Source organism: Streptococcus mitis B6 (assembly GCF_000027165.1).
Taxonomy (GTDB): Bacteria; Bacillota; Bacilli; order Lactobacillales; family Streptococcaceae; genus Streptococcus; species Streptococcus mitis_AR.
In genome coordinates, this window is the sequence record NC_013853.1 from 1,826,728 (window position 1) to 1,844,540 (window position 17,813).

Here is a 17,813-nt window from a genome sequence, read left to right on the forward strand (position 1 = left end):
AACCTCAAAACCGTGTTTTGAGCTGACTTCGTCAGTCTTATCCACAACCTCTAAGCTGTGCTTTGAGCATCCTGCGGTTAGTTTCCTAGTTTATTCTTGATTTTCATTGAGCATAAGTGTTCTAGTAAGGCTTTCATTTACCTTACGTTCATAATATACTACATTAGTCAGAAAAGGTCAAGGATTTTGACTTTGATTGACCAATATTTTTTAAAAAGCAAAAACACCCCGAAACATCAGGGTGCCATTCTTACATCAAATATAAAATTGCTAGCGTCAAGAGACTTGCTAGAAGCCCCACTCCCCAAAAGAAGAAATCAACCTTCCACTCGCTCCAAGGATTTCCTTTACCAGACAATCCTCCAAGCTCAAAATGGTGATGTACAGGCGTCATACGGAAAATACGTTTACCACCTGTCAGTTTGAAATAACTGACTTGCATCATAACCGAAGTTGTTTCAAAGACATAAACAATTCCGATAATCAAGAGAGTCCATTCTTGGTGGAGGGCCATAGAGATAGCTGCCAGCATTCCACCTAAGGCCAAACTTCCCACATCCCCCATAAAGACTTTAGCAGGCTTATGGTTAAAGACAAAGAAACCAAGCAAACCACCAATCATGGCAAGAATCACTAGAAGGATATCCATCTGACCTTGCACATAGGCAATAACTCCATAAGCAGACAAGCTAATCACAACTGAAATACTAGCTAGACCGTCAATACCATCTGTCAAGTTGACTGCATTTGAAAAACCAACTAGCCAGAAAAGAGCAAAAACAATATAGAAAATCCCTAAATGCACTTGGTAGCCAAAGACAGAGAGCATATCGCCCCCACGTTCATAGAAAAGGTAGAAAATAACACCACCTAGAAGCTGAAGAGCCAATTTCTGTTTGGGGTTTAGCCCCTCATTGATCTTTCGGAAGACCTTGAGAAAGTCATCTAAAAAACCAACCAAGCCATACAAGACCAAAATAAACAAAATCATACCAACATTATTGGTCAATTGTTTCGAAAAAAGAGCGACGAGGAAACTCACCACAACTGCAGCAATGAGGAAAACAAGCCCCCCCATTGTAGGAGTCCCAGCTTTTGCCTGGTGCTGTTTAACATCCTCATGCATCTGCTGGCCTGTAATTTGCGCCTTTCTATAAAATTGGATAAAGGCCGGAATTCCTACTAAAGTTAGTAAAAATGTCACAATTCCAGCACTAATAGAAATAAACATATTAGTCTCCTAAAGTTAATTTAATTTTTTTAATGTTTTTGATAGCTGTATTAGTCCGAACATCTTGCTTCTGAACAACGGAACCTGAACCTTCAAATTCCAGTTCAATATCCAACCATTTAGCAAAGGTCTCGGCAGTCTCTTTTTTCCAGCCATACATGTCTGGAATTTCTTCTACCTTATCCGATAAAAGGAGAACTTGTTGGTTTGGTGCAAGATTTTTTCCTTCTTCTACAGAAGTCTCTTTAATCTTTGTTCCAGTACCAACAACGATTGGTTGCACAATATTTCGACGTAAGGCTTCCGCCAAATCACCAGGTGAAATATCCTTGATGCTAGGCATGGCATAAGCGCTTTGATTGGTTACCTGATCTAACGTTTTAGCGGTAGATTGGAGGTTAAGGGAATCTTTCATGGCAGAAGCTCGTTCAAGAATAGGATTAGCAAATTCTCCAAACCAAGGTGTAGAAAGGTGTTCTGGCTGTTGAACTGTTACGTAAAGAATAAAATCAGGATTTTCAGCAGGATTCATAGTCACAACTGAGAAAATATAATCGGTAGAACCAACCAAGTAGCCTCCATTTTTCTCATCAGCGATTTGAGCCGTACCGGATTTAACTGCTACATTTTGTCCAGGAACTGTTATAATTGGCTTTCCTGTTTGGTGATTATACATAGTTCCATATAGAGGGTCCGTCCCAACTAATATCATGTTAGTACGAGTCAAGCTTGCTGTATCTTCAGATACAGGTTTTCCTACAATCTCTTTTTGATACTTTCGTACAGACTGATTGTTAGTATCATAAATAGCACTTATAAATTTTGGCTCCAGCATAACTCCATCATTAGCAATAGCTGTAAAGGCACGAAGCATTTGTGTTTGTGTCACTGAAATTCCTTGCCCAAATGAGCTTTGAGCAATACTAACAATATTATCAGCTGGAAGTTGACCAGCGTATTCATCTGTCAAGCCAAAGCGAGTTGGAACCCCAAATTTAAAGCGTTTTAGATAATCCAACCAAGTAGCATCTCCCATTTTTTGTTCAAGTAGACTCATTCCAACATTACTGGAGTGAGCGAAACCTTGTAAGAAAGTCATCATCCCACCAGTAGTCAAACCACCATTAACATCCCAATCTCGAGTCGTCACATCCGCCATTTTAAATTCACTGCTATTGAAGTATTCTCCACTTGGGAAGGTATTATTATCAATAGAAGAAGCTAACGTCATAACCTTCATGGCTGATCCTGGTTCATAGTTACTTTGATAAAGAATATCACGCCAAACAAAGTCCTCAGTGATTCCTTCTTTAGTATCTGCATTAAAGGTAGGTCGTTGGGTGGTAGCGAGGATTTCACCGGTCTTTGCACTGACCAAGGTCGCGGTCATATACTTACCTTTTACTTTTTCTAGAAAGGCATCCATCTGAGTTTCCATGAAAGATTGTAGCGGACTAGACAATGTTGTATAAACATCCTTGCCATCCACAGTTTGTTGCGATACCAGTTCTGTACCTGGTACGATATTTCCTACACGGTCTTTTTCATAGGTAATAATACCGTCTGTCCCAGCAAGAATGCTATTTAAAGAACTCTCCAGACCAGAAGTTCCTAACAAACTCTTACTGCCATCCTCATTTTCATGGAGTTGGGCCAAGCCAATAAAACTAGAAGCAAATTGTCCGTTTGGGTAACTACGATTAGGACTGGTTGTAAAGTCAATCCCTTCCACACTAGCATCTTTCAAGTCTTTTTTAATCGCCATCATATTGGCATAGGTAATCCCATTTCCTTTTGCACCAAAGGAAACTTGGGTCAGATTTGGTTGAGCTAATTGCTCTTTCACATAAGCTTCATCCATGTCTAAATACTTATGGAAGACTTCAGCTACCTTATTAAACTGCGAATCCTCTACATAAAGAATTTTACCCGTTGCTGACTTGTATTTTTTATCAATAACAGCATAGACGTTATAAGAGGTCGCATCTTCAGCGATAGGCACTCCATTTCGGTCATAGATAGTTCCGCGTTTGGCAGGAACTGTTCGAGTGGTTTGGTGAACTTTTTTAGCCTCTTTTACCAAGTCGGTACCAAATATATTACCTTTTGCGATAATATACGCAAAATTGGCCAAAAAGAGGGCGAAAAGAGCAACGGCTACAAAGCTGAGGTACTTGCCAACTATCCTACGGTTTTTTGCTGGAGATTTACGATTTTTTATCGCAAATCGGGTTATTTTTTCTGTCCATTTCATATCTTACTCCGCTGTTCGGATGTTTTCATTATTCAATTTCAAATCTTTTTTATCTGCAATCTCTTTCAAGCGCTCTGAACGAATCAATTCATTGACTTCCTGCTTGGCATCGTCCAGCTCTGTTTTCTTCTCCTCTATCTGCGCATTGATTTTTGTCAAATCACTTTGCACTTGCAGGAGGCGTGTCTGCATAAAGATAATGCTCACTGCTAAAACGAGAGCCGTAAAAGCGATGGAAAGATAAAAAGCCTTCTCCACACGTGAGAATTTTTTTATACGATTCTGCAAAAATTGACTGGTTTTTTCTTTCTTATCTACCATTTTTTCCTCTTACTTGTGAATTTTTCTGGCCACGCGCAACTTGGCTGAGTGCGAACGGTTGTTGGCTTCTAATTCTTCTGCACTTGGCAAAATTGGCTTACGGGATACCAATTCCATCTTGGGCTTGAGATCATCTGGAATGAAAGGCAAACCTTTGGGAACTTCAACCGTTGAAGCTTCCTTAAATAACTGCTTAGTCAAGCGGTCTTCCAAGGAATGAAAGGTAATCACTGAGATTCTCCCATCCAAAGCCAACATATCCATAGCCTGCTGGATAGATTCATCCGCCGCTCCCAGCTCATCATTGACTTCGATTCGAATAGCCTGAAAAATCTGCTTGGCAGGATGCCCCTTATTCTTGAGTTCCTTGGCAGGTTTGGCTGACTTGATAATCTCTGCCAATTCAGTCGTTGTCTCGATTGGCTTGACTTCACGTGCCTGTTCAATCTTACGCGCAATCTGTTTAGAGAATTTGTCCTCACCATACTTGAAGAAAATACGAACCAAGTCATGATAGTCATAGTGGTTCACCACTTCATAGGCCGTCAGACTAGCATCCTGATTCATGCGCATGTCCAGTGGTGCATCCTTTTTATAAGAAAAACCACGCTCCCGCTGGTCCAATTGAGGACTAGACACTCCCAAGTCATAACAAATTCCATCAATTTCCTGAACACCAGCTTCGCGCAAACGTGCCTGTAAATGACGGAAGTTATCCTTGATAAAAGTCACCATTCCCTTTTCAATGTAAGGAGCCAAGCGTTTTTGTGCGTTGTCAATGGCATTCTGGTCCTGGTCAAAGGCATAGAGATGGCCTTTTTCACTTAATTTACTTAATAAATATTCGCTATGGCCTGCTCCACCCAAGGTCGCATCAACGTAAATACCGTCAGGTTTCACATCAAGCATATCAATAGTTTCATGGAGCAAGACCGTTACATGATGAAATTCTTTTGTCATATCTTATCTATTTTACCACAAATCCGACTAGCTTGCACTAGTCAGACAAATAGGTCAAAAAAAGTAAGATTTCTTTAAGAAATATGTCAAATATGCTTGACATCTATTTCATAGAAGAATATAATGTAGTCAAATATATACGACATAAATCAGAAAGGAGAACAGATGAATCGTGTGAAAGAATTTCGCAAGGAACTAGGCATTTCCCAGCTCGAACTCGCCAAGGATATCGGTGTCTCGAGACAAACCATCAATATGATTGAAAACGACAAATACAATCCAACCCTGGAACTCTGTCTCAATCTCGCCCGTAGCCTCCAAACTGACCTCAATAGTCTCTTTTGGGAGGATGATTTTTAAAAAGGAGCAAACTCATGAAAAAAGAAACCTTCACTGAAAAACTAATCAAACGCATTTATGGCATTTCAGGACCACTTGATGAACACAAACGACGCGAGGCAGACCGTATCGGAAATAAAATCTTTGTGATTCTCTTTTACCTCATGACTTTAGGTAATCTTATTCCCTTTTTCCTTGCTTATAAATATCCGCAAATTGTCGCTATCGGCTATCCCCTTGTGATATTCGGTATTTCGATGATTTCTGCTCTCTATGTGCTCTCCCAAACCAGGAAAACAGGCATCACAGCCATTGATCTAGATATGCTGAATGAGAAAGAAAGCAAGCAACTACACTACCCTGGTCTGAAAGCGGGTTTGTTTGTTGGTCTATTGATATTTTTTATAACACCTCTTCTCCATATACTGCTAGGTGAGAGCCAGGACTATCTTCAGTCTCTTCTCGCTTTTAAAAATATTTTTTCAAGTATTCTCCATTCTTTCTTCTTCGGAGTGATTATACAAATTATCATCTCCCGTCGCATTGCTAAAGCTAAGAAGGATCAAGATGAGGATTAGGAGGTACCTTATGAAATCACTAATAACTTTACTATTCAGTCACATTTTTGTCAGCATATTTATTACCTTCGTCCTGGTTTCTGGACATATTACGCGTCCTTTCTTGATCATTTTCCTTTTATTTCTTCCTTTGCTGAACAAGGGACAAATACTTCAGAAAATCCAATCCAAAAAAATACGACTTCTAAACGTATCTCTCTGTTTTATCCTCGTATCCTTCCCACAACTTTTAAGGAGTCCTGCAGATTGGAGATACCTAGTATTTCTAACAACCTGTATCATTTTTAGCTTGATTTACTTCTATACTTTCTATCAACTCGTTAAAGAAGTCAATCAAAAACCGCTCATTTAGGAGGTTACTAGCATGAAAAAAGAAGACTTCACCACTCGCCTACTTCGAAATTTCTTTCACATCCAAGGGCCTTTTGATGAATGCCGTCAAGAGGTTATCTACAAGGCTTGCGCCCGTTCTATGGTCCAAATCTTTTACTCTTCCTTCATTCTCTTCCTATTCTATATTTTGTTCGGACGCTTTATAGAAATTGTTCGAAATGTTATGCCCTACATCTATTTTGGACTCATTTGGTTCATGAGTATAAAAGCTCAAAGAGCCGTCCAAGAGCTTCATCTTGAAAAGGATGACAAGTCAGAAATCATCCTCAAAACCTACAGCAAAGCCCAAATCAAATTTAGGAGTTGGATTGTGTTTATCGGTATTCAGATTGGTCTCTTTACCTTACTCATCTTTCATAAGGTCTTCGTTCAACAGATGTCCCTTTCAGATTTTGGGAAGTTGCTCATGCAATTCGATAAAAGTGTTCCTTTGCTGATGTATGGCCTGATTATCGGTAGCATTTTTGGAACCCTGACCTACGGCTTTCTATCCCTACAGGAGGAAAAAACTCCTAAAAATACCAAACAGAAGGAGAAAAGTAAGCAATGACTTCACTATACGATTTTTCAGTCTTGAACCAAGACAATCAAGAAACTCCACTAAATGCCTATCGTGGGAAAGTTCTCTTGGTTGTCAACACTGCTACTGGATGTGGTTTAACGCCCCAGTACCAAGGGCTCCAAGAACTCTATGATCGCTATCAAGATCAAGGTTTTGAGATTTTAGACTTCCCTTGCAATCAGTTTATGGGACAAGCACTGGGCAGCGCAGAGGAAATCAACACCTTCTGTAGCCTACATTATCAAACCACCTTCCCACGTTTTGCCAAGATCAAGGTCAACGGTAAGGAAGCAGATCCTCTCTATGTTTGGTTGAAAGACCAGAAATCTGGCCCACTAGGAAAACGAATCGAATGGAATTTCGCTAAGTTTCTCATCGGTCGTGATGGGCAGGTCTTTGAACGCTTCTCTTCAAAAACAGACCCAAAACAAATTGAAGAGGCCATACAAAAATTACTATAATTCACAATCTCACTATGATTAGGTTTCTTTTAGCCTGATGAATAGTGAGATTTTTTGATGGGCTTTGACTTAAATAGAAAAACACCCCATGATATGAACCATGAAGTGTTGTAAAAATGATACATTCATAGCAGACAAGGCACTACTGACTGCTATTCTTGACTCCTGAGTATGTATAGGTCCTATTTCTGGGACACGCTTTTTCCGTTACCACCCTAAAATAAAAACGATGCTCCCGCCCATCCTTGGCATTTTCCTTGTTTAAGACAAAGTAGTTTTTCTGATTCATCGCCATGGTTCGTAGGATGTCATCAACCAAGAAAGTCAAGGGTACGTTCATGGCAGAGTATTTTTGAAAATCCTCTTCAAAACGAATATAGTTATCTGAAAAATAATCCATCTGCAGTTTGTTTTCATACAGCTCTTTTCTAGTCATAAACTCCCTCCTCCCACAGCCGAATTTCGAGAACATCTGCAACCTCTATCAACCTATATCCCTCGTTTGTCCTAATAGATAGAGTCTGATGTGATAACTCTCTCACCACACCGACGATAGTGATTTTCTGCTTCTTTTCCTTTACCACAAAACTTCCCTTAAGTTGGCTAACATAAAGCTGAGAAAGTAAATGTAGTTTCTCAACTGGGTCCAAATCCGTAGAAAAATCAACCCGATTTTTTTCTTCCCTAAGCGAACTGGTGTGTTCTGAGAGGTAAAATCCCATCCACTTCTGCATACCTGGATCTTGATAATCTCGCGCAGATTGAAAAGGTAAATAAGAACGATCAATCATTGTAATCCATCTAATCCTCCAGCAGAATGTCCTCCAATCAGCTTGCTTCTAGCAAGACTCCTAGAGGCCTCTTCCAGTGCATTGGCCTTTAAGAGAGAAGTGAAACCAAATTGTTCCCGAATGGAGTCAATGGCCGTCTGGAGCCTTTCTTCTTTTTCTAACTTGTCAACATCATCAAAGAGAGATATCAAACCAAAGGACTCGTCTACAAAGCCTGAATAGTTTACACCGACACTTCTGACTGCTCCAGAAGTGTATTTGCTATGAAATAACTTCAAAACATAATTCGTTAAGACAGCTATATTATTGGTCGGTTCGACCTTCATTTGTGTGTGAATAGACGGTCTGACCTCTTCTTTAGAGAAACCGATATAGATGGAGACAAGGGTTGTTTTCTTGCCCGCTCTTCTCAATCTAATAGCCACCTGCTCCGCCATTTCTCGAAAAATAATTTCAATATCCCGTAGCTTCACGTAGTCTCTCGGCAAGATTTGAGAATTCCCCAAGCCCTTGGATTTGGCTTTATAGGGCTTATGAACATTGCTCTCATCAATCCCGTTAGCATGAAACCACAAACGCAGACCAGCCTGACCCAGAGCTTTCTTTAACTGGTCTGGATTGCTGGTTGCCAATTCCTTGATAGAAAAAATCCCCAGAGCATGCAAGCGTTTCTCCATCCGCCTGCCAATTCCCCAAAAGTCGGTCATCTTGGGAATGGACCAGACCTTCTCTTCCACATCCTGGTAAGACCAGTTGGCCCTCATGGTCGGAGTGTGCTTGGCCTCATTATCCAGAGCCAACTTGGCCAGTAAAGGATTGGCATTTGACATGCCTACTGTAGAGTAGATCCCTGTCTGCCTCCAAATATCCCTCTGAATACGAGCAGAAAGCATATCCAGCTTGTTTTTGCGAGAGAGACTCTTATCTGGTATGAAATAGTTGAGCGAACTAGTCAGATCAATAAAGCCCTCATCGATAGAGTAGGGATAAATATCATCTGGACTGCCATAGTTTTGAAAGATTCGCTGGATTTCCATATTGACTGCAATGTACTCGTCCATCCTGGGTGGCACAATCAAGGTCACTTGGGCCCAATCTTCGATGTAGCGAACATAGTCCGAGTCAGTCGGTAGCCCCTGCTTTCTAGCATTATAGTAGGAAAATTTGCGGGTCTTGATATCAAAGGGCAGATCATAGGCCCGACCAACATTTGATTTGCCAAAAATCTTCTTAAACATTGGAGAGGAGGCTAGAATAAGACCAGTGGAATTATCCGCGCGACTCATGACACAAAGCGAGGTTTTCAGCGGATGTAAGCCCCTTTTCACGCACTCAACACTGGCATAAAAGGATTTCATATCGACAAAGGCAATGTCACTTTTGGGCTCTCTGGAATAATCAAAGTAGCCCATTGGCTATCCCTCCATCGGCACAAAGTTCCCAACGATAATCCCCACAATCCGAGGATCTTCCTCATAGGAGATGAAAATATCCTTGTATTTAGGATTGATAGAGACCAGACGCAAACCATTCTCCTCTCGATAGACCCGTTTGATATAGGTCTGGTTGTTGCAAACCACTGCATAAACCGCCCCATCATAGTCAAATCCTGTCTCTCGAATCAGAGCCACTGAACCATTTTGGTATTTAGGTTCCATGGAGTCCCCAGACACCCATGACGCAAAATCATGAGCTAGTTCCTCATTAAAGTAAACCGTATCAAAATTCTGATCATCGTAGACCGAAGCTCCGATTCCCGCAGACATGCGTTCGTAGACACGGTACTCGTAAAGTCTCTCTGGTATAGCTATCACTTTCTGGACTTGTTCCTCTTGAGCCAGGTCGCGAGCATAGAGAACAACCTTCTCCTTCCCTTGCTTGGAGAGGCTATGGTAGAGACGGACAATCTCAATCTGAGTGAAATAGCCTTTTGCGACTTTTAAAATGTTTTCTAGCTGGGACACCTTCTCCTTGGACGGTTCCTTGATTCCACGTTCCCAAGCCGAGTAAGCCTGGAAGCTAACCCCAAGTTGCTCTGCAATTTCCTTCTGTGTTAATTTTAACTCTTTCCTACGAGCCTTGAGTTTTTCTGGCTGATACATACTTCATCTCCTAGTATAGAACCTTGTCTTAAATAATTTTCCTTAGAAAAACTAATCTTTAGTTGAGTCACTTTTACAACTCAACCAATTTGGTTTAGTTTTATTATATAAAAAAAGTAGACAAATGTCCACTAGGAAAATCAGAAACATCGTGAGTTTTATACTCAATGAAAATCAAAGAGCAAACTAGGAAACTAGCCGCAGGCTGTACTTGAGTACGGCAAGGCGACATTGACGCGGTTTGAAGAGATTTTCGAAGAGTATTAATCAAACTAAAAGGACCTAGCCCTACACAATACAGAACTAAATCCCATGAATAAATAATTATCCTAACTTTAGCATCCTACAGAAATTACACTTTTTCTCTATTTGATACCAGACATTAGTTTTTCAATACGTGGAACGTAGAAGAGTAAGATGATACTGAATACAATCGTAATTGCTCCAACAATTCCATAGTAAGCCACTTCAGTTTCGCTTGTATAAAATTTTACAATTTGAGCATTGATAGCTTGGGCAGCAGCATCACTCAAGAACCAGATAGACATCATTTGTGCTTGGAAGGATTTTGGTGCTAACTTAGTAGTGACTGATAGACCAATCGGCGAAATCAACATTTCACCCACAATCACAATAGCCCAACTCATAATCAACCAGAAAGGACTGACCTTAACATCTATTCCAAAGAGCATCCCTGGTAACATCATCCACAAGAAGGATAAACCTGCTGCAAATAAACCGTAAGCAAATTTCTTAGAAGAGGACGGTTGCTTTTTACCCATTTTCCCCCACAACCACGCAAAAATCGGCACATAAATCATAATGAAAAGTGGATTGATACTTTGGAAAAAGCTAGATGGGAAATGAATCTGATTTCCAAATACATTAATGTAAAGTCGAGTTTGATCATCCGCAAATAGAGCGAGAACAACAGAACCCTGCTCCTCAATCGACCAGAAGAGTACTCCAGCGATAAATAGAGGAATGTAGGCAAATACTCGGGATCTCTCAGTAGCAGTTATCTTCTGACTAGATAAAATTTTGAAGAAATAGTAGATTGGAATGATTACCGCAATTACTGTAAAGATATTAACAATCATATCCACGTTAAACTGGTGAGTAAAGACTAAGCCTATAACCACGAGAATAACTATGACAAGTGTAATCAGCAAGCGTTTAATCAAGGTCTGCTGGTCCTTCTGTGAAAGTGGATCAGTAGGGTAAAGACTTGATTCAGGCAGGTATTTCTTCCCATCCAAAACATACTTTACCAGACCAAAGAACATCCCAACGGCAGCTAATGAGAAACCTAGATGGAAATTAACTTCCTGACCTAGATAACCCACTAAATAAGGGGCAACGAAGGCACCTAAGTTAATACCAAAGACAAAGATACTAAAACCTGCATCCCGTCTATCATCCTCTTTCTCATAAATTCCCCCCACCATATCTGAGATATTGGGTTTTAAAAATCCAGTACCAAAGATAATCAAGGCAATAGAAAGATAGAGAGCCACTTGTCCAAAAGGTGTTGCCAAAGCAATATGCCCTAGCATAATCAGAATCCCACCGTAAAAGACAGTCTTACGGCTTCCTAAAATGCGGTCACTGACAAAACCACCGATAACCGAGGACAAAAATACCAGTGAGCCATAAATCGCCATAACCGCTGCAGCTGTGTGTCTTATCCATCCCCAACCCACCATCTTGCACACTATAGTACATGTAGTAAAGTAGGATAGCTCGCATCCCATAGTAAGAAAAGCGTTCCCACATCTCTGTAAAGAAGAGGGTGGACAAGCCCATAGGATGTCCAAAAAATGTTTTCTGTTTTTCCATATATATTCTCCTTTAGCGATATAATAATTCATTTTACAGAATTTTCAAACAAATGTCAAACAAATCATGTTTGTTTTAGAAAATTTTCTGAAAAATCTATTTAGATAAGTTCCCACTTTATCCTCAATTAGAAAATATCAGATAGGGATCTAATTAAATCAGAAAGTACAAAAAAGAACACCCCAAAAGGTGCTCTGTGTAAATATAGTAATTCTTTCGAATTAACGTTTACTAAATTGTGATGCTTTACGAGCTTTCTTAAGACCTGGTTTTTTCTACATTATGATATTTATGATGAATTATGACTAAAATCAAGTAATTTAAAGAGATAAATCCTCAATTTTTACATATATAATCCTTTTAAAAATCGAGAGGTTATCAAAGGGTTATCACTTTTTTAGTTTTCGGAGCTTATGTAATTGAAAAATACGAAATACTGTATCATAAAGATAATGTACAGTTTAGCAACAAATACACAGTTTCTTCGTTCCTGGACAATTTCTTTTTCTATCCTGAAGATATTTAAACAGTGCCAGATGTTATTTCTAAACACTTAGAAATAATCAAATAAATTAAATATTATTTCTAAATATTTGAAAATAATTACTATTTGTATTATACTATCTTTGAGGTATCTATTATGAACTATATTAAAAGACCACATTATTTAGATTTTTTAAGAAGACATCGTGACCGCCAAATCATTAAAGTTGTGAGTGGAGTTAGACGAGCTGGTAAATCTGTTCTCTTTCAACTCTATAAAGAAGAGTTACTAGCAACTGGGGTAGACGAGGATCAGATTATATCCATCAATTTCGAAGATTTGAGTTACTATGAACTGAGAAATTTTCAAACATTATTTGCTTATATAAAAGAGCGGTTAGTTGAGGAGAAAACATACTATATCTTTTTAGATGAAATTCAACATGTTGAAAAATTTGAACTGGTAGCAGATAGTCTATTTATCCTACCAAATGTTGACCTCTATTTGACTGGATCAAACGCCTACTTTATGAGTAGCCAATTAGCTACAAACTTGACCGGTCGGTATGTTGAGATAGAAGTTCTTCCATTGTCATTTGAAGAATACCTATCAGGTCAATCTCTCTCAGAGAATCTGAATACAACAGAAATTTTTAACAATTATCTCTTTAGTGCTTTCCCTTACTTATTGCAAACATCATCTTACGCTGAAAAAATTGACTATCTCAGAGGAATATACAACTCCATACTGTTAAATGATATTGTCACTAGATTGGGAAATCCAAATCCTACGATTATTGAGCGCATTGTCCGAACCCTTCTCAGTAGTACAGGTAGCTTAATATCAACAAATAAGATTCGCAATACCCTAGTCAGCCAAAATGTTTCAATATCCCATAATACTTTGGAAAATTATTTGACAACTTTGACAGATAGTTTACTTTTTTATTCCGTTCCACGTTTTGATGTAAAAGGTCGAGCATTATTGCAACGCTTAGAAAAATATTATCCCGTTGATTTAGGTTTACGACATCTCTTATTACCAGACCACAAAGAAGACATTGGGCATATCTTGGAAAATATTGTATATTTGGAATTGAGACGTAGATATTCACAAGTATATGTTGGTAATTTAGATAAGTATGAGGTTGATTTTGTTGTTGTAACTGATCTTGGTCACTACGCTTATTATCAAGTCAGTGAAACAACACTTGCTCCAGAAACACTAGACAGAGAACTTAGACCACTAGAAGCCATTAAAGATCAATTCCCCAAGTATCTATTAACAATGGATACGATTCAGCCAACAGCCAATTACAATGGAATTGAGAAGAAAAATATCATAGATTGGTTACTAGAAAAGTAGATAATCATAAATCATACAGCTAACTAGATTTGTAACAGTCTGTTATCAATGATTCTACCCAAATCCTAACAAAATATATGGAAAAAACATCAAAATGCTGAACTATCAAAGTTTGGAATTATCCAATCCGATGAACAATATGTCTTTACTTATATCGATATGAAGGGTAATGTTAATAGCCCTCTACACTCTGACTATCTTAATAATAAAATGAAATCTGTCAAACGTCGTCATCCAGAACTTAAACATGCTACACCTCATAAATTACGACATACAGGAGCGACACTTGCTAAAAAGGCATGAATGAGCTTAGAAGCCATTTCTGAAGCATTAACTCATAGCGATACAATTACAACTAAAACTTATGTTAATGCTTCAAACATAGTTCCATTATCTGCTGGACAAGTTGCCTACCAACATCTTAAAAACAAGTAGGGTAATTTTAGGGCAAATTTTTTTAGAAAGTATAGAAAAAAGCACCCATAAGGTAAACTTTTGAGTGCTTTGAAACGTTGATATAGTCGTATTGATTAACGTTTACTAAATTGTGATGCTTTACGAGCTTTCTTAAGACCTGGTTGGAAAAACTATGATTTGAATAACCTTCAGTAAATGCTTAAAATCAATGTTTTCCAACTTTTTCAGAAAACAGAATTTCATCTAATTTGAATAAATTTCAGTTGAATGGTGTGAATTTCACCCCAAAAAATCAAAAAAATGAGCTAGAATGTACCGAAAAGTTCACACTACTATTTAGATGATTTTTTATTTTGCCTGTTTTTACCTATGGTCTTACCCACGACAAAAATTATAGAGCCAAAAAACCCTAGTCACACATTTGAACTAGGTTTTTACGTTGCTTTGATTAACAAGATTACCAAATCTTTCAGAATTACATTTTCTATTTTATAGAAAAATATTAATAATAAATTATGTAAATTCAATCTAATTTCTATAAGTTTGCTCCCATTTTTTCATTTCTTCAACGATACTTCTTAGAGCAATACCTTTTTTTGTCATTTTATATTCAACCTGTGGAGGCGATGTCGGTAAAACTTTTCTTGATAAAATACCTTCTTGCTCGAAATCATGTAACCGTTGAGCTAATATTCTAGGATTAATACCTTCTACACTACGCAAAAGACTACCATAATGTATATTACCATTAATAATTTCAGATAAAATCTCAAGAGTAAATTTACCCTTTAGTAAATTCAAGACCCTTCTTGCTGGACAAATTGATTTTTTCAAAGGTTGCATCTTGCAAGTCTCCATTCATTTCCTCCTTTTTTGATAGTTACTATACTTTTTTTCCCTTCTTGTTTCATAAATAATTACATGATAAGCTAATTATATCACTTGAAAGGGGAAATTACTATGGATATTATAACTAAGTTTGACCGTATTGACGATATTCTCGGTTGAGCTGATGGATGATACTTTGATACTGGATATACTCAAGTAAAATATTTTCAGAAAGTTAAATATATTGCTTTTGATTGATAAATGAAAATTGGTTTGATGAAATAACGGAGGAAGCTTGATGAAAAAAACAAATACAAAAGCGCCAGCTTATCTACTTTTTATTCTTTCACTAGGATACATTATGGCGGTCCTAGATACAACCGGAGTGGTTCTTGCTGTTCCCCATATTGAAACAGCTATGAGCGTCTCATTAGAGCAATCCATTTGGATTATTAATGCCTACACACTAGCTTTAGGGTCTTTGCTCCTACTTTCAGGAAATTTAACAACAAAATATGGTGCTAAACGAATTTTATTAATTGGAATGACAATTTTTACACTTGCCTCGTTAGGGTGCTCTTTTTCACCAAATATTGAAACATTAATTATACTTAGATTCATTCAAGGTTTCGGTACTTCTTTGTTCATGCCAAGTTCATTAGCACTTTTATTCATTTCATACCCCGATTCTACTAAAAGAGCACGTATGTTAGGAATCTGGACAGCAATTATTTCTGTTGCAACCGGTACTGGTTCTTTTATTGGTGGACTAATTATTAACTACTTCGGATGGAGGGGTATTTTCTTGGTCAATATTCCATTTGGAATTTTGACAGTAATTTCAATATTACTTCTCGTGAAAAATAATATTGCCAATCTAAAGACCAGAATTGACATCTTTAGTAATATATTTCTGGTTACAACTATCGGAAGTCTAGTTATTTACCTTGTTGAAGGGAATCAATATGGTTATAGTAACTCAAATCTTTTATTGTTTCTTCTCCTATTTATATTATTTGCTATTGGTTTAGTAGTCCACGATAAAAAAAGTAAAACACCTATTGTTCCCCACCAACTATTAAAAAATGCTAAGTTTATTATCTCTAATCTATTAGGTTTAGTAGTTAACATTTCACTATATGGCATTGTTTTGGTGCTAGGACTCTATTTTCAAACTTATTTAAACCTTTCCTCAATGGTTTCTGGACTCCTCATTCTACCAGGAATGATTGTCTTAATTATTGGTAATTTATTTTACGCACGTGCTGTAAAACGATTTTCCGTGGGAAGCCTCGCTACTGTCTCAATTATTTTTGCCATTGTAGGAGCAGCAGGAATTTTTGGAATTGGAGTTCTTTTTCATGAAATTCAACTATACATCCTAATTCCTTTATTTTCTTTAATGAGTCTAGGTATCGGAGTGTTAACTCCAGCAACTACAACCATTCTTATGGAAGCTGCTGGTCAAGAATTATCTGGAATTGCTGGTGCAACTCTAAACGCTAACAAACAGATTGGTGGACTTTTTGGTACAACAATTATGGGGATTGTAACTACTAATTTATCCCATGATTGGAATATAGTCATCGTTATCGCATTTTTGGTTAACGTGATAATGTATATTGCTACTTGGTTAATTGCTAGTCGTTACCTTTATGGAAAAGAATAAAACTAAACAGAACGCAATCAATTTAAAAGTTGATTGCGTTTTATATTATTTCTCAGCACAATTACTCCAATCATCATAATTTGCTTAATAAATAACTCAAAAAAAGACAACTTCAAGGTAATTTCTTTATAAATCTATCTTTTCAAATCGAATAACATCAAGTTCTTTGTCTGATTGGTCTTTATATAACACAATCAGATTGTCAATTTTCTTCTGAATATCTTTTTCATATTTAAGGTTAATAAGCTCTATCTTCTCCTCGTCAGACATAGTATTGTTGCTTCCCAATTTCAATGTTTGATTGAGTTTCTCTTTCATATAAGTTTTTTGTTCTACCTCTCGCTGGAATTTTGAGTAATCAAAAAGACTCTGTAACAGCAATTCTTCTTCTACCATACGAGCATACTGAAAATCATTTGCCAAACGTTCCAAATGCTCTTCCCACTTTAAATCCTCTTTCTTTTCTCCAAACTCACTATAAGGAAAGAGTTCATCCACATCTATTTTTATAGCTTTCGCAATATCTTCTAGGCGTTCTCAACTGGGTTCGGTAGTGCCTTTCTCATTGTTAATAATTGTTTGTTTAGTTACACCTAGAATTTTTCCCAATTCTTTTTGTGTCATTCTTGCTTTTAACAAACTGACTTAGTAATAAGATGAAATCAGTCAAACGCTGTCATTAGGAACTTACTCACACCATACCTCACAAATTAAGACACACCGGAGCAACTTTGGCAAGGCAGGCTGGAACATCCTTAAACGCTATTTCAGAAGCACTTACTCATAGCAACATCCAAATAACGAAGACTTATGTAAATACTACTGAAACAGTAAATCAAATAGCAGGAGAAATAGCTTTTAGAAGTCTCAAAAAGTAATAGGGTGAACTTGGGGTGAATTTTCGTTTTTTGAACAAAAAAAGACATCCAAGAGAAAATTCTTGAATGTCTGTAAACGTTGATATAATCGTATTGATTAACGTTTTGAGAATTGTGATGCTTTACGAGCTTTCTTAAGACCTGGTTTGGCTAACTATTAAATTAAAATGTAGCAAATAGTTATAAACAGGGACTTTTTTACAATCAATTGTCAATTAAATTTTATCTATTTTTAAATAATTTCATTTAAATAGGGCAAATTTTTTTATCAAATAAAAAATACGAGTCAGATATCTCATAAATTTGCCCTAATTAATGAAATCAAGAAGTACTAATTAAAC

The 17,813-nt window shown here is 37.5% G+C and carries 17 protein-coding genes and 4 pseudogenes; 9 read left to right on the forward strand and 12 right to left on the reverse strand.

The window, feature by feature from the left end:
• Window positions 1-250 precede the first annotated feature (250 nt).
• Genes mraY through rsmH form a run of 4 tightly spaced genes read right to left on the reverse strand, consistent with a single transcriptional unit; the run spans window position 251 to window position 4,766 of the window.
• Window positions 251-1,231 (reverse strand): phospho-N-acetylmuramoyl-pentapeptide-transferase, encoded by a 981-nt coding sequence (mraY, locus tag SMI_RS08965; protein ID WP_000470809.1) that lies wholly within the window; start codon window positions 1,229-1,231, stop codon window positions 251-253.
• Between the two features lies 1 nt (window position 1,232).
• Window positions 1,233-3,485: a penicillin-binding protein PBP2X gene (pbp2X, locus tag SMI_RS08970; RefSeq protein ID WP_000872178.1), complete on the reverse strand. Its 2,253-nt coding sequence runs from the start codon at window positions 3,483-3,485 to the stop codon at window positions 1,233-1,235.
• A 3-nt stretch (window positions 3,486-3,488) separates the two neighbouring features.
• Window positions 3,489-3,806, reverse strand: coding sequence for a cell division protein FtsL (gene ftsL / locus SMI_RS08975; protein ID WP_000227821.1), 318 nt, complete (start codon window positions 3,804-3,806; stop codon window positions 3,489-3,491).
• A 9-nt stretch (window positions 3,807-3,815) separates the two neighbouring features.
• The gene (gene rsmH, locus SMI_RS08980) at window positions 3,816-4,766 is read right to left on the reverse strand and encodes a 16S rRNA (cytosine(1402)-N(4))-methyltransferase RsmH (protein ID WP_000159403.1); all 951 of its coding nucleotides are present in this window, start codon (window positions 4,764-4,766) and stop codon (window positions 3,816-3,818) included.
• Window positions 4,767-4,931: 165 nt separating this feature from the next.
• On the opposite strand from rsmH, the gene SMI_RS08985 reads away from it, so the two are divergent.
• The 5 genes from SMI_RS08985 to SMI_RS09000 are packed head-to-tail and all read left to right on the forward strand — an operon-like array spanning window position 4,932 to window position 7,099.
• Window positions 4,932-5,126 (forward strand): helix-turn-helix transcriptional regulator, encoded by a 195-nt coding sequence (locus SMI_RS08985; protein WP_001082470.1) that lies wholly within the window; start codon window positions 4,932-4,934, stop codon window positions 5,124-5,126.
• Between the two features lie 14 nt (window positions 5,127-5,140).
• A complete protein-coding gene (locus SMI_RS08990; RefSeq protein ID WP_000712328.1) occupies window positions 5,141-5,683 on the forward strand; it encodes a DUF3278 domain-containing protein in 543 nt (180 codons plus the stop codon).
• Between the two features lie 10 nt (window positions 5,684-5,693).
• The gene (locus tag SMI_RS10875) at window positions 5,694-6,035 is read left to right on the forward strand and encodes a hypothetical protein (RefSeq protein WP_000838538.1); all 342 of its coding nucleotides are present in this window, start codon (window positions 5,694-5,696) and stop codon (window positions 6,033-6,035) included.
• 12 nt (window positions 6,036-6,047) lie between these two features.
• Window positions 6,048-6,626, forward strand: coding sequence for a DUF3278 domain-containing protein (locus tag SMI_RS08995; protein ID WP_000711223.1), 579 nt, complete (start codon window positions 6,048-6,050; stop codon window positions 6,624-6,626).
• Entirely contained in the window at window positions 6,623-7,099 is a 477-nt protein-coding gene (locus SMI_RS09000; protein ID WP_000203048.1) for a glutathione peroxidase, read from the forward strand. Before SMI_RS08995 ends, SMI_RS09000 begins: the two co-directional genes overlap by 4 nt.
• Before the next feature lie 142 nt (window positions 7,100-7,241).
• Here SMI_RS09000 and SMI_RS09005 read toward each other — a convergent pair whose 3' ends face one another.
• The 6 genes and pseudogenes from SMI_RS09005 to SMI_RS11060 all read right to left on the reverse strand — a co-directional run bounded on the left by SMI_RS09005 (window position 7,242) and on the right by SMI_RS11060 (window position 11,831).
• Window positions 7,242-7,535: a DUF5960 family protein gene (locus tag SMI_RS09005; protein WP_000196993.1), complete on the reverse strand. Its 294-nt coding sequence runs from the start codon at window positions 7,533-7,535 to the stop codon at window positions 7,242-7,244.
• A complete protein-coding gene (locus SMI_RS09010) occupies window positions 7,528-7,890 on the reverse strand; it encodes a hypothetical protein (protein ID WP_000567215.1) in 363 nt (120 codons plus the stop codon). Before SMI_RS09010 ends, SMI_RS09005 begins: the two co-directional genes overlap by 8 nt.
• Window positions 7,887-9,302 (reverse strand): Y-family DNA polymerase, encoded by a 1,416-nt coding sequence (locus SMI_RS09015; RefSeq protein WP_000540278.1) that lies wholly within the window; start codon window positions 9,300-9,302, stop codon window positions 7,887-7,889. Before SMI_RS09015 ends, SMI_RS09010 begins: the two co-directional genes overlap by 4 nt.
• A 3-nt stretch (window positions 9,303-9,305) precedes the next feature.
• Window positions 9,306-9,992 carry an XRE family transcriptional regulator gene (locus SMI_RS09020; RefSeq protein WP_000284674.1) on the reverse strand — a complete coding sequence of 229 codons (687 nt, stop codon included), beginning with the start codon at window positions 9,990-9,992 and terminating at the stop codon, window positions 9,306-9,308.
• Between the two features lie 365 nt (window positions 9,993-10,357).
• A pseudogene (locus SMI_RS09025) lies at window positions 10,358-11,635 on the reverse strand (peptide MFS transporter); the annotation flags it as partial.
• Window positions 11,598-11,831, reverse strand: coding sequence for a hypothetical protein (locus SMI_RS11060; RefSeq protein ID WP_419991997.1), 234 nt, complete (start codon window positions 11,829-11,831; stop codon window positions 11,598-11,600). The pseudogene SMI_RS09025 and the gene SMI_RS11060, both read right to left, overlap by 38 nt.
• 640 nt (window positions 11,832-12,471) lie before the next feature.
• Here SMI_RS11060 and SMI_RS09030 point away from each other — a divergent pair.
• Together SMI_RS09030 and SMI_RS10880 are read left to right on the forward strand one after the other, a co-directional pair.
• Complete coding sequence (locus SMI_RS09030) at window positions 12,472-13,680, forward strand: ATP-binding protein (RefSeq protein ID WP_001106642.1); 1,209 nt, start codon at window positions 12,472-12,474, stop codon at window positions 13,678-13,680.
• A 78-nt stretch (window positions 13,681-13,758) separates the two neighbouring features.
• Window positions 13,759-14,115: pseudogene (locus tag SMI_RS10880) on the forward strand (tyrosine-type recombinase/integrase); the annotation flags it as partial.
• Between the two features lie 510 nt (window positions 14,116-14,625).
• Here the strand turns inward: SMI_RS10880 and SMI_RS09040 are convergent.
• Entirely contained in the window at window positions 14,626-14,955 is a 330-nt protein-coding gene (locus tag SMI_RS09040) for a winged helix-turn-helix transcriptional regulator (RefSeq protein WP_000447029.1), read from the reverse strand.
• Between the two features lie 268 nt (window positions 14,956-15,223).
• On the opposite strand from SMI_RS09040, the gene SMI_RS09045 reads away from it, so the two are divergent.
• The gene (locus SMI_RS09045; protein ID WP_000753506.1) at window positions 15,224-16,594 is read left to right on the forward strand and encodes an MFS transporter; all 1,371 of its coding nucleotides are present in this window, start codon (window positions 15,224-15,226) and stop codon (window positions 16,592-16,594) included.
• Between the two features lie 126 nt (window positions 16,595-16,720).
• On the opposite strand, the pseudogene SMI_RS09050 reads toward SMI_RS09045, so the two are convergent.
• Window positions 16,721-17,230: pseudogene (locus SMI_RS09050) on the reverse strand (helix-turn-helix transcriptional regulator); the annotation flags it as partial.
• An 8-nt stretch (window positions 17,231-17,238) separates the two neighbouring features.
• Between SMI_RS09050 and SMI_RS09060 the strand changes: the two are divergent.
• A pseudogene (locus SMI_RS09060) lies at window positions 17,239-17,472 on the forward strand (tyrosine-type recombinase/integrase); the annotation flags it as partial.
• Between the last annotated feature and the right edge of the window lie 341 nt (window positions 17,473-17,813).

Bases quoted from the DNA above. Each gene is read 5' to 3' on its own strand.
- mraY (WP_000470809.1), bottom strand. From the start codon at position 1,231: ATGTTTATTTCTATTAGTGCTGGAATTGTGACATTTTTACTAACTTTA.
- pbp2X (WP_000872178.1), bottom strand. From the start codon at position 3,485: ATGAAATGGACAGAAAAAATAACCCGATTTGCGATAAAAAATCGTAAA.
- ftsL (WP_000227821.1), bottom strand. From the start codon at position 3,806: ATGGTAGATAAGAAAGAAAAAACCAGTCAATTTTTGCAGAATCGTATA.
- rsmH (WP_000159403.1), bottom strand. From the start codon at position 4,766: ATGACAAAAGAATTTCATCATGTAACGGTCTTGCTCCATGAAACTATT.
- SMI_RS08985 (WP_001082470.1), top strand. From the start codon at position 4,932: ATGAATCGTGTGAAAGAATTTCGCAAGGAACTAGGCATTTCCCAGCTC.
- SMI_RS08990 (WP_000712328.1), top strand. From the start codon at position 5,141: ATGAAAAAAGAAACCTTCACTGAAAAACTAATCAAACGCATTTATGGC.
- SMI_RS10875 (WP_000838538.1), top strand. From the start codon at position 5,694: ATGAAATCACTAATAACTTTACTATTCAGTCACATTTTTGTCAGCATA.
- SMI_RS08995 (WP_000711223.1), top strand. From the start codon at position 6,048: ATGAAAAAAGAAGACTTCACCACTCGCCTACTTCGAAATTTCTTTCAC.
- SMI_RS09000 (WP_000203048.1), top strand. From the start codon at position 6,623: ATGACTTCACTATACGATTTTTCAGTCTTGAACCAAGACAATCAAGAA.
- SMI_RS09005 (WP_000196993.1), bottom strand. From the start codon at position 7,535: ATGACTAGAAAAGAGCTGTATGAAAACAAACTGCAGATGGATTATTTT.
- SMI_RS09010 (WP_000567215.1), bottom strand. From the start codon at position 7,890: ATGATTGATCGTTCTTATTTACCTTTTCAATCTGCGCGAGATTATCAA.
- SMI_RS09015 (WP_000540278.1), bottom strand. From the start codon at position 9,302: ATGGGCTACTTTGATTATTCCAGAGAGCCCAAAAGTGACATTGCCTTT.
- SMI_RS09020 (WP_000284674.1), bottom strand. From the start codon at position 9,992: ATGTATCAGCCAGAAAAACTCAAGGCTCGTAGGAAAGAGTTAAAATTA.
- SMI_RS11060 (WP_419991997.1), bottom strand. From the start codon at position 11,831: ATGGAAAAACAGAAAACATTTTTTGGACATCCTATGGGCTTGTCCACC.
- SMI_RS09030 (WP_001106642.1), top strand. From the start codon at position 12,472: ATGAACTATATTAAAAGACCACATTATTTAGATTTTTTAAGAAGACAT.
- SMI_RS09040 (WP_000447029.1), bottom strand. From the start codon at position 14,955: ATGGAGACTTGCAAGATGCAACCTTTGAAAAAATCAATTTGTCCAGCA.
- SMI_RS09045 (WP_000753506.1), top strand. From the start codon at position 15,224: ATGAAAAAAACAAATACAAAAGCGCCAGCTTATCTACTTTTTATTCTT.